The sequence below is a fragment of the Pseudomonas sp. Pseusp21 genome (assembly GCF_059492145.1).
The window spans coordinates 565,798-580,317 of sequence record NZ_CP168520.1; the positions used below are offsets into that span (position 1 = coordinate 565,798).

Below are 14,520 nucleotides of genomic sequence, written 5' to 3' on the forward strand. Positions count from 1 at the left end.
CAAAAGCGGCTGAAAAGGGCGTCATCGGGTTTCTCCTTTGAGGCTGACCTGGGTGGCGTCCAACTGCACCAGCACGGCGTACTGCCGGCCTTTTGGCTCGACCCGCAGGCGCTGTTTCCACTGGCCGACTTCGTCGTTGTGGTAGTTGGCGATTACCGCGATAAACCGGGTGTCTTCATCCAGGGGGCGCAGGTCGACGAACTTGAATTGGCCGGGTTGGAGCAGATAGTCGTCGGCGCGGATGTAGGTGCTGCCCAGGGTCTTTTTCAGGTCCTCGGTCAGGGCCTGGGGACTGGCGTTGACCAACAGTGAGTCATCGGTCAGTTGCAAAACCTTGAAGGTGATCGGCGTAGCGACGTGCTGCAGCGTCGGGTCGCCCCAGGGCGTGGTCAGGCTGACACCCTGGGCGTCATATTCACCCAGCAGCGCGTCCTCGAGAGGCGACATCGGTACCTCGGGTTCGGGGTCAACAGTCAGCGGCGACTGGGCGGGCATGCTTTCGTAAAGGTGGCTGAGCAGGGTCTGCACTTTGTCGGTCAGTGCCTGCGGGCTGCTCGCCTGAACGTTGAGGGTGTAGGGCGCGCGGCTCGCATCCTCATCCGGTGCGGTGCCGGTGCTGATCAGGCGTGGATTGACGTGGTCGCTGGCATGCAGGCTCAGGGAGTAGCGGCTGGGCTGATCGTCGGGGCCGCCGACCGGTATCGCAGGATCCCGGATCACTTGGCCGACTTTGTCGAGCATGGTGCACCCGCCGAGAGTCAGGCAGGCGAGCAACAAGACTCCCAGGCGCAAGTTGCTGAGTGGCGTGCCAGGGCGTTTTGGAGTCAATGGGTGAACTTCAGGCGGCTGCTTTGAGGGCGGCGCTGCTTGCAGTGCTCGCAACGGATCACCTTGCTCTGCAAAGTCCACAGATTGGCAAAGGCGCTCGAAGTCCGGGCAAGTGACAGGTCGTGGGCAGGGCAGGGGAAGACTCGGTCGTTCCTCCAGGTGCCAGGCTTGCAGGCCTTGCGACTGGCCGGTAAACAGCTCATCGAGCGAACGCTGGCCTGGAGCGTACTCACCCAGCTGCACCGCGACCCGATACGCGCCAATCTGCAGCAGGTCGCCATCGTTGAGGCTCACTGCCACATTACGGGCCAGCGGCAAATCATGACCATTGGCATAGGTGCTGCCACTGCGATCGATCACGCAGAAACGTCCTTCGACGACCCGGATTTCGCAATGGTTCGGGTGGACGCTGTTTAGGCGATCCACCAGACACCAGTCCGCCGAGGCACTGCCGATGTTGCCACCCCGCAAACCAAACCGATGACTGGGCAGATACCCATGTAGCAATTGCGCAGGATTATTGATAACCAGGCTCAGTTTCATGCGCGCCCCCGAATCCGTACCACGGCGCGATGGCGGTGCTGATGCTCGATAAAGCTGGTCCAGCCCAAGTGGGTGCCGCTGTCGCGTTGCAGGTTGAACGGCGGTACATCCTCTTCGCGCAACCCGAGCTCCAGGTCATAGGCAGTGACGTCGCGCAGCAAAAAATCGATCAACTGACGCAGTCGCCCGAACTGCTCTCCACTGGGCAAAAACTGCCGGAAGCGCGCCTGGGTCAGGTTGGGAATCACCAGAGTGAACTTGCTGGCGCGGGTCTTGCTGCGATCACCCACTACAAAATCGCTACCCAACGTGCCATTGGCCCTGCCCAGCGCCATGCGCTGACGTTGTGGAAAGCTCACCGAGCGCACCTCGAATTCACGGATGTGCACGCCGTGCAGATCAAAGCAATGCTCGACAATTCCGGACACCATCGAGGGCGAGCGACTGCGACTGGCGATCAACCCGGCAAAGCTCAACAGACGACCCCATGGCAGCGGCGTGGCGCCGCGCAGGTCGTTATCGTTCAAGCCGATCAGTGAAAACACATAACGCGAAAAACGATCGCTGGCCTCGGCCTGAAAGCGGATGTAGTAGCGGTATTTACGCCAACTGTGGTGCAGCAGGGTCAGCAAGCGATGATTGAAAAAGTCCATGAACGCCGGGCGAATACCGCGTTCCTGGGCTTGCTCGTAGGCCAGACGATCCAGGTAATAACCGGGCAGCGGCGAGTCGGTGCCGTGCAGGCCAAAGAAGCTCGTCTGCAGGCGATAACGCACTTCTGCGCAATCCTCTTCCAGACGTGCTGCCACGACCACATCGGAAGCCGGAAATCCCAACCCCGCGTGGCTTTGCAGGCGCACACGCCGCCGCGCCGCCGCACTCAATGGCTGTGCTTCCAGGTCATCGCCATGCAAGGCGTGCAGATGCTCCAGCAGACGGTGAAACGAATAGTTCCGCGCGTCGGCCAACAGCACGTCGGCTAGATCACGGGCTGTCTGCCGGTCAACAGTGGCCATTCATAACGCTCGTTGTTGGTGGTATTGATCACTTCCAGGCGATGGAAGGAATTGATGCTTGCGTACAGGGCGAAGAAGTGCGAAAGCACGCTGGCAAACAGGTACAACTCGCCCTCGCAGAGAAAGGCGTTCTGGTCCAGTTTCAGTTGGGTCTGCAGGCCACGCACCGGCTGGCCTTTCATCAGCCAGTCGATGGGGGTGGTCACCGCCTCGTGGATGCCATTGAGGCGTTTGCGGGTGGCGCGGGCCTGTTGCAGATCGTGCAACGCAGCGAAATCATAGGCGCGGATTACCGCCTTGAGCGGCTCGGCCGAGAGCAGCGACAGGTAGTTCAGCGACAGGTTGGAAATCAGCGTCCAGTGCAGGCTGCTGTCCAGTACTGGTCGGTAGCTGCGCGTCGGTGCGATCAGGTTGGTGTAAGTGGCAAACGATGGCGTGACTTCAGTTGATCGCGACACATCCCCCACGCCAAGCAACTGCGGCAGGTCGCGATTGGTGCAGGTCAGCTCGATGGACGCCGTTTCATGCTCGCCGATATACAGGCTCTCATCGCCACGCACGAAGGCGATGCGATGGCGCAGGCCTTCGCGGCCGTGGGACTCTTCGATATGTGTGCGGAAGTACAAGGCCGTGCGGCCGCGCGCATGTTCGATCTCATGCTGAAACGATTCGAACGGGGTAAACGTGCGCAGCGGATCGCCCTTGCGCTCCTTGTCGGCGGCGTCCCAGCCGGCGACATTGTCGACGCTGAAAATCTCGTAAGCCTCGGGCTGACTGCCGCTGGGGCTGATGCGCCGCTCCTGGCTGCGTCCGTCCAGGGAGACTGGATTGGCATCGTGGCGGAACAGGTTCACCGCCGGTGCGCAGTACAAGTGCAGGTCGCTGGTACGCAGGCGGATGTCCGGTGGCATGGGCCGGGTGAACTGAAACTCGAAGCGCAGGGTGGGGGCGCTGACATCCGGCCAGACGTGAGCCAAGTCGGTCAGGCTGAAAAAGTGGAAGCGCTGCGGGAATACAAAATATTCCTGCAGGATGCGATAGCCATCGAACACGTTGCGCGGGTAGGGCAACAGTGCCTCTTCGGCGGTGAAACCGGGGAAGCCAATATCCTTGGCCGACAGGCGATAGCGTTGGCCATTGATGTGCAGCGTGACGCTGTCCAGGTAATGGGCAAGCCATAGGTACAAGGTCAACGCAGTGGCGCTATCGCCACCCAGATGAAATTCCAGCTGGTTACAGGCCATGCTGGTGAGCGGTTGCTCCGTCAACACCTTGAGATCGATACGCATCACCGAGGCCTCACGACTGTGGGCATCGCTGACCTCCTGCAAGGCGAGCGGGTACAGATTGACGTCGGTGCACGTGCGAAACTGGCAGGAGATGCCATCCACCGGTTTGGCGAACAACGGCGTGCCCTTGGGAATCACCTGGCACTGGCTGATCGCATCGGGCAAGGGTGTAAAGCGAATGATGGTCGCACTGGGCAGAGGCCGCAGGTAGTTGGGCCAGAGCATCTGCAATAGCGGATGGGTCAGCTCCGGCAAATCGTCATCGATCTTCATCCCCAGCTTGGCGGTGAGGAACGCGAAGCCCTCCAACAGCCGTTCCACGTCCGGGTCGCCGGCCTGATCGCCGAGAAACTGCGCGAGTTGCGGATTGTCTTCGGCGAACTCGCGCCCGAGTTCGCGCAGGTAGCGCAGCTCCTCGGCAAAGCGTTGTTTCAGGTCCATTGCTTCCTCATCTCACGCGGGTGTAGCCGTCGCGGCCATGCATGGCCACTTCGATCTGCACCTGTTCTTCCTTGTGGCTGACCCGCACCTGGCAATCCAGGCGAAAGTTCAGTTCCAACGGCAAGTCCGGGTCGGGTTGATAACGCACGCCCGTTACCTTGATACGTGGTTCAAATGCCTCCACCGAGCGCCGGATGTCGGTGCTGATGGCGACCACCAGATCACTGCTGGCCTGGGTGACCCCATTGAAGTCGCGCAGGCCCAGTTCAGGGCTGCTTTGCGAGCAGCCCTGGCGAGAGTTGAGCACCTGTTCCAAGTGGTGTTTTATCGCCTCGACACGCTGGCGGGCCTGTTCATCCGCGCTGCCCGGGCGGTAGCGCGGTGCGTCGGGCTCGAGACGTTCAAACAGGCTGCCGCCCACTTATTGCGTATCCAGTCGACCGACCAGCGAGATCTCGAAGTTGGCGCCCATGTACTTGAAGTGTGGTCTTACCGACAGCGACACTTGGTACCAGCCCGGATTCCCGGCCACGTCCTGAACTTCAATTTTCGCGGCACGCAAGGGGCGACGGCTGCGTACGTCACTCGAAGGGTTTTCCTGGTCGGCGATGTACTGCTTGAGCCACATGTTCAGCTCGCGTTCCAGGTCCTGGCGTTCTTTCCAACTGCCGATCTGCTCGCGTTGCAGCACCTTGATGTAGTGGGCCAGGCGATTGACGATAAACAGGTACGGCAACTGGGTGCCGAGCTTGTAGTTCGTCTGGGCTTCCTGGCCTTCGCGGGTCTTGGGGAAGCTCTTGGGCTTTTGCACCGAGTTGGCGGAAAAGAACGCCGCATTGTCGCTGTCCTTACGCATGGTCAGCGGAATGAACCCGGCTTCGGCCAGTTCAAATTCCTTGCGGTCGGAAATCAGTACTTCGGTGGGGATCTTGGCCTGTAATTGGCCGAGAGATTCGTACAGATGCACGGGCAGATCATCCACCGCGCCGCCGGATTGCGGACCGATGATGTTCGGGCACCAGCGGTAGCGGGCGAAGCTGTCGGTAATCCGCGAAGCCATGAGGAACGCAGTGTTACCCCACAGGTAATTGTCGTGGTCACCGTCGACGGTTTCGTCATAGCCGAAGCTGCGAGTGGTGTTGTCGTCGGTGCTGTACGGCGTGCGCAGCAGGAAACGTGGCAGGGTCAGGGCCAGATGACGAGCATCTTCGGATTCACGCAGGCTGCGCCATTTGGTGTGGCGTGGGCCGTCGAAAATGTCGCTGATTTCCTTAAGGTCAGGCAGCCCCTGGAAACCTTCCAGATTGAACAACTCTGGGCCTGCGGCCGAGACGAACGGCGCATGGGACATGGCGCCGATGGAAGCCACGTAACTGAGCAACTTGATATCTGACGAACCGGGGCCAAAGGTGTAGTTGCCGACGATGGCACCAACGGGCTCACCACCAAACTGGCCGTAGCCGGCGGTATAGACGTGCTTGTACAAGCCGCTGCGGGTGATGTCACCGGCGTTGTCGAAGTCGTCCAGCAGCTCTTCTTTGGTGACATGCAGCATTTCCAGCTTGATGTTCTCGCGAAAATCCGTGCGATCCACCAGCAGCTTCAGCCCACGCCACGACGACTCCAGTTGTTGGAACTGCGGCTGATGCAGAATCACGTCCATCTGCTTGCTCAGGGCATGATCAATCTCGGCGATCATCTGGTCGACCCGATGCTTGTTGACCGGCTGTTGATGATCGCCGCTTTGCAGGATCTCGCTGATGAACGCAGCCACGCCTTGGCGAGCTACCGCGTAGCCTTCCTGAGACGGGCGCATGGTGGTGTTGGCCAGCAGTTGATCAAGCAACGACGGCTGTTCGTCAGCCACCAACACTTGGGTGGCGGCGCTTTCCATAGACATGGGGAGTACTCCGTTGAGAAGGGCGTTCAATTCAGTCGTTGGGCGCGTCGAGCACCAGGTCCAGTTCACTGGCCAGGCGTTGGCGGGCGGTTGCATCGGTCAGCAGGTTTTGCAGGTGTTTGCGAAAGGCCGGAACGTTGCCCATCGGACCTTTGAGTGCAACGAGGGCTTCGCGAAGTTCCAGCAACTTGTTCAATTCGGGAATTTGTCGGGCGACGGCGTCAGGGCCGAAGTCATGAATGTTTTTGAATTGAAGCCGTACGTTCAAATCGGTATCGCAGTCTTTGCTTAAAACGGACGGAACCGCCATATCCAGGGCAACTTCGGCCTTGGTCAGAACTTCATTAAACGTATCTTTGTCGATGCGTACAGCTTGCCGGTCTTCCAGGGCAGTAAGTTCGCCGTGGCCTTTGAAGTCACCGGTGATCAGCAACTTCAGCGGCAACTCAACTTCGGCCTGTTGATCGCCCGTGGCCGGGACGTACTTGATGTTGATGCGCTCTTTGGGCGCGACAGAGCCGTGATTTTTCGACATGGGAAGAATCCTTTTCATAAGGTCGGCGTATTAGAAACAGTTGTTGCAACGTTTGTCTTGTAGGACGTTGTGGACGCGATTCGTGGGCTTTTAATGTAGGAAATAATACCTTGCGGATCGTTACTGGTTTTCCTACAACTTCCACGGATACATCTGAAGGGCGTGTCTTTTTGTTGGGACTTTTGCAAGGCACTGTTTGTTTTCTACTTGCTTATTCATTGAGTTCTGGTGAGGCTCTGTAAGTTAATTTGTTGAACTTTCAAATAAGTCATGTTGATTTTAAAGATGCTGAGAACATCGGATTCTGATTTCGACGAGACATACTCAGGAGGCGTTGATGCACGGGCAAGGATGGAAATGGGGGCTTTGTCTGACGGTCGTGGCCGTAATGGATGTGCAGGCGGCAACACAAGACTGCCCCTCAATTGTCTCGCCCTTGAAGCGCCTGGAGTGTTTTGATTTGGCCGCTGGCACGCCCATCCATCACGCGCCAGCGGCGCCACGCGCCGTTGGGCAGGTACTGCCGATTATCGATCTGGTGCAACGCAACGAAGTCAAGCGTCCACCCGAGGATCAGCGTTTTCTGCTGTCGTCGTTTCCAGAGCCGGACGATGAGCGGCAACAACGGCTGGTGATCTCCGCCCCGGCCCTGGGCGCGTTGCCACCTCGACCTCACCTGGTTATCAGTTGCGAATCGAAAATTTCCCGCCTGCAACTGGTACTGGATGAGCCAGCCAAACCCAACAAAATTCGCATCCAGCTGTTCAAGGACGACCGACCGGTTTCCGAGGCCTATCGGTGGCAAGTGCTGGACGATGCCGGGTTGGTGGTGGATGCGGGACGCGGGCTGCAGGCCATTGCCTTGTTACGCAACATGGGCGGCGGCCAGCGCCTGCGACTGGAGAGTGACTACCTGCGGCTGAACGGGCTGGTGTTCGACGCTGAAGGGCTGGGCGAACTGATCGAGCAGGAGCGCAAGGTATGTCGCTGGTGATCGACGTTCCGGCGGATACCGTCAAGCGACTGCTGACCCCCATCGACCCAGAACAACTCGCCGGCCATTTCGATGTGGAGGACGAAACCTATCAGGCCATCGATCAGGAAATGGTCAAGCTCGGCGGCCTGCGCGAAAGCGACATCGATTGGCCGTATATCGACGAAGCGTCCCGCGAATACCTGGCCACCCAGTGCAAGCACTGGCGCATCCTCGGTCATCTGCAAGTAGCGTGGCTGCGGACCCGGCAATGGGCGCGCTGGGCGGATGCGTTGGGTTTGGTGGCCGGTATGGTCGACCTGTATTGGGACAATGCCTATCCCAAGCCCGGCCCTACGGGCTATCTGAACAAGCGTAAGCAGGTGCAGCGCCTGTTGGAGAACCTGGTGCAGGTGTTGCCGTCCCTGGATCGCAGTAGCTTTACCCCGGCTTGCCAGGCGGCTGCGGAGTTGGCCATGGCTACCCTGCAAAGATGCGTGGAAACCGCCAGGTTCGATCCCGCCCCGTTGGAGGCGTTGCAACGCCAGTTGAGCAAATACAGTGAGCCGGTCGTTGCCGCTGAAGCGTCCCATGCAGTCACCTCCAGCGGCGCTCTGGATTCAGCATTTTTCACCAGCCCCAAGCTGCAGGCGCCAGGCAACGAGCGTGAACAGCGCCGCGCCGTGTTGAGCATGGCCGAGCAGATCAATCAACAAGATCCCTACGACCCCACCGGTTATCAATTACGACGCTTCGGCCTGTGGTCGCATTTGCGCACCGCGCCCCCCGTCACCCGCGATCGTCGAACCGAATTGACCGCCGTGCCCAAGGACATAGTCGACGGTTACCAGGACGCGCTGAACCACAATACGCTGGACCCGAACCTGCTGCCGCGTCTCGAAAAAAGCGTCTGCGCCTCACCGTACTGGTTGCGCGGCAGCTACTTGGCCGCCCAAGTCGCCTCGCGCCTGGCGATGGAAGAAGTGGCCGCTGCCATTCGCCAGACCTGCGAACGTTTCGTCTGCCGCCTGCCGGCCCTGCTGGAGTTGTGTTTCAGCGATGGCACACCGTTCGTGGACGCACAAACCCAAGCATGGATCACCGCCGCCGATGAGGCGCGAACCACCGGCAGCCCCGTGCAGGAATACGCCGGCCTGCGCGACGAACTGACCACCCAACTCAACACCGAAGGCGTCGAAGTGGTGCTGCTGCGCTTGCAGGACCTGCACGCCTCTCATGACGCCCCGCGCCAGCGCAGCTACGCCACGGTGATTGCTGCTGACCTGCTGGCATCGCGTGGCCTGTCGTGGCTGGCGGACGACCTGTACGCCAGCGTTGCGCGGCTGATGCGCGATACCACGGCGCAGGGGTGGGAGCCGGAGTTGTACCGGAAAGTGGAAGCCGTTATCTGTGAGAGTAAGGACTAGGCCCCATGCCCCGCCAAAGCGACCTGCGTTTCACCTTTGAGCCCTTGAAGGACGATCCCTTCGAAGTGGTCTCGTTCACTCTTCAAGAAGGTCTGTCCCAACCCTTCAAGCTTGAACTGGAACTGGCCAGCCATAACGCCGCCATCGACTTCAATCGGGTGCTCGATCTGGCGGGGCTATTCACGATCTGGCGTGGCGAAACACCTGTGCGTTACGTCCACGGCCTGGTCAGCCTGTTCACCCAGGGCGACACCGGCTTTCGCCGCACCCGCTACAGCGCGGTAGTCGAACCAACCCTGAAACGTTTCGACCTGCGTTCCAACTGGCGCATCTTCCAGGCCCAGACCGTGCCCGACATCATCACCCGCGTCCTTACCGAACAAAAACTGACCGACATCCGCAGCGAAATCTGCTTCGAGCACCAACCCCGCGAATACTGCGTACAGGCCGGTGAAACCGACCTCGACTTCATCGCCCGCCTCGCTGCCGAAGAGGGCCTGCTCTACACCTTCGAACACCGCGCCGACGGCCACACCCTGGTCCTCACCGACCGCGTCGGCGGCCTGGGCACCATCGGCACCCACACCGATTGCCCGGTGGTCTATCAGCCGATGGCTGGTGGAGACGCCACGGAACCGGCACTGAACCGCTTCCACTACACCGAGCAAGTGCGCACCGCCGTGCAGGTGCAGCGCGACTACACCTTCACCCACCCGCGCTACAACCAGCAGCACACCGCGACGGGCGATCAGGATCTGAACAACCAGCACAAGGACTACGAACGCTACGACTATCCCGGCCGCTACAAGCGCGACATCGCTGGCAAACCCTTTACCAAAACCCGGCTGGCCGCCCTGCGCAATGACGCCAAACTGGCCCATGTGGAAGGCGACGATGCTCGCCTGCAACCGGGATTGGCCTTCGACCTCAACGAGCATCCCCGCGACGATTTCAACGATCGCTGGCGCACCATTGCCATCCAGCACGAGGGCAAGCAGCACACCAGCCTGCAGGAAGAATCATTTGGCAGTGGCCTTGGCACGTCCTATGAAATGAAGGCCAGCGCCATCCGCTGGACCTCGGACTGGAAAGCGCCGCTGCGTGACAAACCGTGCATCGACGGCCCGCAGATCGCCACGGTGGTTGGGCCTCCCGGTGAGGAGATCTATTGCGATGAATGGGGCCGGGTCAAGGTGCAGTTCCCGTGGGACCGTGCGGATAAAAACAACGATCAGAGTTCGTGCTGGATTCGTGTGGCGCAAGGTTGGGCGGGCGCCACCTGGGGCGCGATGGCGATTCCGCGTGTGGGCCAGGAACTGATCATCAGTTATCTCGACGGTGATCCGGACCAGCCGATCGCCACCGGACGGGCGTACCGGCAGACCAATTTGCCGCCCTACGAACTGCCTAAGCTCAACGCTGTGTCGACAACCAAAAGCCGTGAGTTCAAGGGAACACGGGCCAACGAGTTGCGCATCGACGACACCACTGCGCAAATCAGTGCGGCGCTGATGAGTGATCACGAGCATAGCGCGTTGCATCTCGGCTACCTCACTCATCCACGCCACTATGGCGGAGGCCGACCAAGGGGCGAAGGTTTTGAGTTACGCACCGATGGTCACGGCGCGTTGCGCGCCGCAAAAGGTTTGTTGCTGACCGCTGAACCTCAACTGAGGGCAGATGCCGGTCAACTGGAACGCCAACAGGTGATCGAGGTGCTGCAAGCCGCCCTGACATTGGCCCAACAGCTGGGAGCATCTGCTCAGGATGCCCAAGGCATTGCTCAGGATTCACAGCCACAACAGTCTCTGGCTGAGGCCGTGAATGCGTTGGGGCATGGTTCCAATGATCAGGCCAACGCCAGCGGCAATGGCGCGCAACCCATCATCGCGCTGAGTGGGCCCGCCGGCATCGCTGCCGCCACGTCCCGCAGCATCGCCATGGGCGCAGGCGAACATATCGACAGCGTGGCACAGCAAAACCAGCAACTCACAGCCGGCCAAAAAGTGGTGATCAATGCGGGTGACGAAATAGGTCTGTTTGCACAAGGCGGCGACATGCGCCATATCGCCCACAACGGCCAACTGCTGTTGCAGGCACAACACAACAGCATTCAGGTGCAAGCGGACCAAAGCGTGGAAATCAGCGCCAGCCAGCAACATGTGGTGGTCGCGGCTGACAAGCACATCACCCTGTTGTGCGGTGGGGCTTATATCAAGATGCAGGGCGGCAATATCGAGTTGGGAATGCCCGGCAATTTCACGGTGAAGGCTGCTAACAAGTACTTCATTGATCCCAGCAATGCAGCTACGGAACTCAATAGCTGGCCCAGCACATCGTTCAACGAACGCTTTCAAACCCTCTCTACCGACGGCAAACCTATTCGCGACCGCGCCTATGCGTTGGTTCGCAAGGACGGCGCACGTTTTGAAGGCCGTACCGATGCTGAAGGCTTCGTCTCCCTGCAACAGGGCATGACGCTGGAAGGGCTTGTACTGGAATGGCTGGATAACGGAGAACACGCATGACCAATAACCCGTCGGCGCCTCGTGTTGCGCCCATGACCTACAACGCTCGGGGTAACCCCGTGCATACCTGGACCATGACGCCGAGCAGTATCACGGATGCGGTGCAATGCATACTGCCGCCGGACGGGATACTGCCGGTGATTTTTGTGCCCGGGATTATGGGGTCGAATTTAAAGAGTAAGCCTGATAAACGGAATCAAAAGGAAAAGGCCGTTCCCGTATGGCGGCTGGATGCGGGGTTCATGGGCAAAAACATGTGGCTTGCCTTGAACTGGATCAACAAAAAAGCCGGTATTCGACAAAAGCTGTTGCACCCGGCCCGGGTGGACGTCGACACCCAGGGCGCGGTACCCAAACGCCCAGCGGGTACAGTTTTGGCGCACCCGGGGCCGGACCGAAAAACAACCGTTCTAGCCCTGAAGAAACGCTACGAAGAACGAGGTTGGGGCGAGGTCAGTGAAACCAGCTATCACGCTTTTCTGCTCTGGTTGGAAGAGGCGCTCAATAGCGAATTTCTGCCCCATCGATGGCCACAATTCGACATCCGGCCGGAGCACCTGCATACCGTTGCCGTCGAGCCTGGACCGACTCACATCACCCGGTTAAAACCCGAAACGCCCATTGGTATTCCAGGGTTGGGCGCTAACCTGGGCAGTCAGTTGCAACCGATTTTCTCGGATGAGCTGGTGGCGCGAGCGGGTTATCGAATGCCGGTGCATGCTTGTGGTTATAACTGGTTGGATTCAAACAAAGTCGCTGCACAGCGTCTGGCCGAACGCATTAACGAACTGATGCACCAATACGGTCGCAACTGTCAGCAGGTGATACTCGTCACTCACTCCATGGGAGGATTGGTGGCGCGTCGGTGTGCCCAGTTGCCCGGTATGACTGACAAAATTGCCGGTGTCGTTCATGGGGTAATGCCCGCCACTGGGGCACCGGTTGCTTATCGCCGTTGCAAAGTCGGCATGAGCGACGAAGATCCCATTGCCGGTGCGGTGATTGGCCCGACAGGCCAGGAAGTGACCGCCGTGTTTGCGCAGGCTCCCGGTGCCCTGCAATTGCTGCCCACCCAAAATTACGCTCCAGGTTGGCTGCGGCTGATTGATGACCGAGGCGTTCCGGCGATGCCGCGCCAGCCAGTGAAGGATCCTTACGACGAGATCTATTTACGCCGCGACCGATGGTGGGGATTGCTGCGAGAGGAATGGTTGGCGCCGAAGGATGGGGATGCGATCACGTGGGAGATTTTTGAGGAAAACATATCGGAAGCTAAGCAGTTCCATCTAGCAATCGCGGGTTCCTATCACCCTCATACCTACGTCTACTACGGCAACGACGATAAACACCGCAGCTTCGAATCCATCACCTGGCAAATGCAGCGCGGTTCTCGCCTTAATCGCCCCCACGCCTCACGGCCCGATGCCTTCACGGTGTCCAGCCTGCAGATGCATGAGGTGCGCGATGACGGCCGCAACCCTGTGTATGTGGGTGGGCAAGCCGAAGCCGTGCCGCCGTTGCGTGGCGATCCTGATGCGCCGATCAAAACCGTGCAGACCAGTTACTGGGAATTGCATTGCCAAATGCAGGACGGCTCGGGCGACGGCACCGTCCCGGTAAGTTCGGGTAGTGCGCCGATCAAACATGCGCGCAATGGCGAGGTTCGCCAGCAAATCAAGGCGCCTGGCTTTGATCATGAAGCCTCCTATGCCAGCCCGGTAGCGCAGCATTTCACCCTTTATTCGCTCATCAAAATCGCGGCGAAAGCCAAGAGGCCCCTATGCGTCAGCTGATTCTTTTTTTTGCATGTCTGGTGCTGGGTTCTCTTGCCGGATGTGCGGCCTTCAAACAACCGAGCGAACAGGAGAAACGTAACGTGAGTGAACTGACCAGCAACATGCGTACCTGGGCGCTGGGTCGTGGCCTGATTGATCTGCCCGCCAACTGGACGGGCGGCGGGAATGTGAAGCTGTATTACGGGCTTGGCGCCGATCACACATCGGTAGAGGTGCGTGTATTGGGGGAGGGCGTGACAAAAGAGCGGTTTGACGCAGCCTTACGCGAGCGGGCCAGTCGGATCGCGGCGGTCAAGAACGATGAAATGGACGATATACCGATGTTGGTGTCGGCCAGGGTAGAGGCACCGAAAAGTGTCATGTTGCAGTACTACATGCGCATGACTCAGCGCCAAACCTTCGTCCACGAACTCCATCTTCTTGTCGATGACGCCTACGTCATGCTCCGTGCCGACTCCTTCAAAGGCAATACCACCCCGGTTGAGGCACGCCTGTTAAAGCTGTCCAAGGAAATCTTCAAAGTTAATGCTCCGCAGCACGCAGGAGCAGGCTTCGCCTTGGGCCCCATCGTGATCCGAAGTCATCACGATCAGGAAATCGCCAGCTTCGATTTTAGTCCCCCTGCGTCTGACGTATCGCTGGAGGTCTACATCAATGCGTTATCACCGGATGATGAAGAGCGTTTGCACGTCCGCACGCAAAAAGACACGAAGATTTTCCTCGCTGGCGACTATGAAAATTTGCGCGCCGGGAAAATCACTCTGGCTGACATGCAGGCCGAAGAGTCCCTGATCGGCTTCAGTGACGACACTCACCGTCAAATACTCTTTGTCAGCGAGAACTACCGCGACAATCCTTCCCTAAGCCGTCCAGCAATGAGTGTCCGCCTTTCGGCTGGTGGCATGAAAGCAGGCGCCATTGACCCTAACGAACCAGAAGACCTCGTGCGCTGGACCCTTCCCGAGTTCGCCAACAAAGGTTATGAACTGCCGCTCTGGCAACAACCCGCCACGCCAGAACCCGTCAACCCCTCACTCACCGACTATGAAGCCATGGCCCTATGGGACGCGATCCTCAAGTCCGTGCGCATCCGCTACGGCGCGGTCGAGTCCAGGCCGGATCCTTGGTTCAACCCTCGCGGGCCGACTCCCGAAGAAGCTGCCGAAAGCAAACGTATCCTCGATGAATTCATTGCCAGCTTTGCGGAGCGCAAGCCATGACAACGGGAGGGGCATTAACGAGTG

At 59.3% G+C, this 14,520-nt stretch carries 11 protein-coding genes; 5 read left to right on the plus strand and 6 right to left on the minus strand.

The genetic code is table 11. The features are described 5' to 3' along the window. Positions 1–21: 21 nt before the first annotated feature. From tssJ to tssB, 6 genes are read right to left on the minus strand one after another with little or no spacing between them, the layout of a single operon-like run. The gene (gene tssJ, locus ACEN93_RS02440; protein ID WP_103385301.1) at positions 22–1,371 is read right to left on the minus strand and encodes a type VI secretion system lipoprotein TssJ; all 1,350 of its coding nucleotides are present in this window, start codon (positions 1,369–1,371) and stop codon (positions 22–24) included. Next, positions 1,368–2,387, minus strand: a complete 1,020-nt coding sequence (gene tssG, locus ACEN93_RS02445) for a type VI secretion system baseplate subunit TssG (protein ID WP_490843283.1) — start codon at positions 2,385–2,387, stop codon at positions 1,368–1,370. Before tssG ends, tssJ begins: the two co-directional genes overlap by 4 nt. Beyond that, positions 2,351–4,117 (minus strand): type VI secretion system baseplate subunit TssF, encoded by a 1,767-nt coding sequence (tssF, locus tag ACEN93_RS02450; protein ID WP_039768337.1) that lies wholly within the window; start codon positions 4,115–4,117, stop codon positions 2,351–2,353. The genes tssG and tssF overlap by 37 nt, the downstream gene beginning before the upstream one ends. A 7-nt stretch (positions 4,118–4,124) precedes the next feature. Then, positions 4,125–4,538: a type VI secretion system baseplate subunit TssE gene (gene tssE, locus ACEN93_RS02455; RefSeq protein ID WP_039768339.1), complete on the minus strand. Its 414-nt coding sequence runs from the start codon at positions 4,536–4,538 to the stop codon at positions 4,125–4,127. Further along, positions 4,539–6,011, minus strand: a complete 1,473-nt coding sequence (gene tssC / locus ACEN93_RS02460; protein ID WP_074690622.1) for a type VI secretion system contractile sheath large subunit — start codon at positions 6,009–6,011, stop codon at positions 4,539–4,541. Positions 6,012–6,048: 37 nt separating this feature from the next. Further along, entirely contained in the window at positions 6,049–6,552 is a 504-nt protein-coding gene (tssB, locus tag ACEN93_RS02465; RefSeq protein WP_074690621.1) for a type VI secretion system contractile sheath small subunit, read from the minus strand. Between the two features lie 460 nt (positions 6,553–7,012). Between tssB and ACEN93_RS02470 the strand changes: the two genes are divergently transcribed. Genes ACEN93_RS02470 through ACEN93_RS02490 form a run of 5 tightly spaced genes read left to right on the plus strand, consistent with a single transcriptional unit; the run spans position 7,013 to position 14,496 of the window. Continuing rightward, positions 7,013–7,546 carry a type VI secretion system-associated protein TagO gene (locus tag ACEN93_RS02470; RefSeq protein WP_235375881.1) on the plus strand — a complete coding sequence of 178 codons (534 nt, stop codon included), beginning with the start codon at positions 7,013–7,015 and terminating at the stop codon, positions 7,544–7,546. Continuing rightward, positions 7,534–8,952: a type VI secretion system protein TssA gene (gene tssA / locus ACEN93_RS02475; RefSeq protein WP_495610990.1), complete on the plus strand. Its 1,419-nt coding sequence runs from the start codon at positions 7,534–7,536 to the stop codon at positions 8,950–8,952. The genes ACEN93_RS02470 and tssA overlap by 13 nt, the downstream gene beginning before the upstream one ends. A 5-nt stretch (positions 8,953–8,957) precedes the next feature. Continuing rightward, positions 8,958–11,480 carry a type VI secretion system Vgr family protein gene (locus ACEN93_RS02480; RefSeq protein WP_495610991.1) on the plus strand — a complete coding sequence of 841 codons (2,523 nt, stop codon included), beginning with the start codon at positions 8,958–8,960 and terminating at the stop codon, positions 11,478–11,480. Then, entirely contained in the window at positions 11,477–13,273 is a 1,797-nt protein-coding gene (locus ACEN93_RS02485; protein WP_495610992.1) for an esterase/lipase family protein, read from the plus strand. Before ACEN93_RS02480 ends, ACEN93_RS02485 begins: the two co-directional genes overlap by 4 nt. Beyond that, positions 13,261–14,496 carry a T6SS immunity protein Tli4 family protein gene (locus ACEN93_RS02490; RefSeq protein ID WP_495610993.1) on the plus strand — a complete coding sequence of 412 codons (1,236 nt, stop codon included), beginning with the start codon at positions 13,261–13,263 and terminating at the stop codon, positions 14,494–14,496. Before ACEN93_RS02485 ends, ACEN93_RS02490 begins: the two co-directional genes overlap by 13 nt. Positions 14,497–14,520: the final 24 nt, after the last annotated feature.

Excerpts from the sequence above, each read along its gene's own strand:
- tssJ (WP_103385301.1), bottom strand. The coding sequence starts at position 1,371 with ATGAAACTGAGCCTGGTTATCAATAATCCTGCGCAATTGCTACATGGG.
- tssG (WP_490843283.1), bottom strand. The coding sequence starts at position 2,387 with ATGGCCACTGTTGACCGGCAGACAGCCCGTGATCTAGCCGACGTGCTG.
- tssF (WP_039768337.1), bottom strand. The coding sequence starts at position 4,117 with ATGGACCTGAAACAACGCTTTGCCGAGGAGCTGCGCTACCTGCGCGAA.
- tssC (WP_074690622.1), bottom strand. The coding sequence starts at position 6,011 with ATGGAAAGCGCCGCCACCCAAGTGTTGGTGGCTGACGAACAGCCGTCG.
- tssB (WP_074690621.1), bottom strand. The coding sequence starts at position 6,552 with ATGTCGAAAAATCACGGCTCTGTCGCGCCCAAAGAGCGCATCAACATC.
- tssA (WP_495610990.1), top strand. The coding sequence starts at position 7,534 with ATGTCGCTGGTGATCGACGTTCCGGCGGATACCGTCAAGCGACTGCTG.
- ACEN93_RS02480 (WP_495610991.1), top strand. The coding sequence starts at position 8,958 with ATGCCCCGCCAAAGCGACCTGCGTTTCACCTTTGAGCCCTTGAAGGAC.
- ACEN93_RS02485 (WP_495610992.1), top strand. The coding sequence starts at position 11,477 with ATGACCAATAACCCGTCGGCGCCTCGTGTTGCGCCCATGACCTACAAC.
- ACEN93_RS02490 (WP_495610993.1), top strand. The coding sequence starts at position 13,261 with ATGCGTCAGCTGATTCTTTTTTTTGCATGTCTGGTGCTGGGTTCTCTT.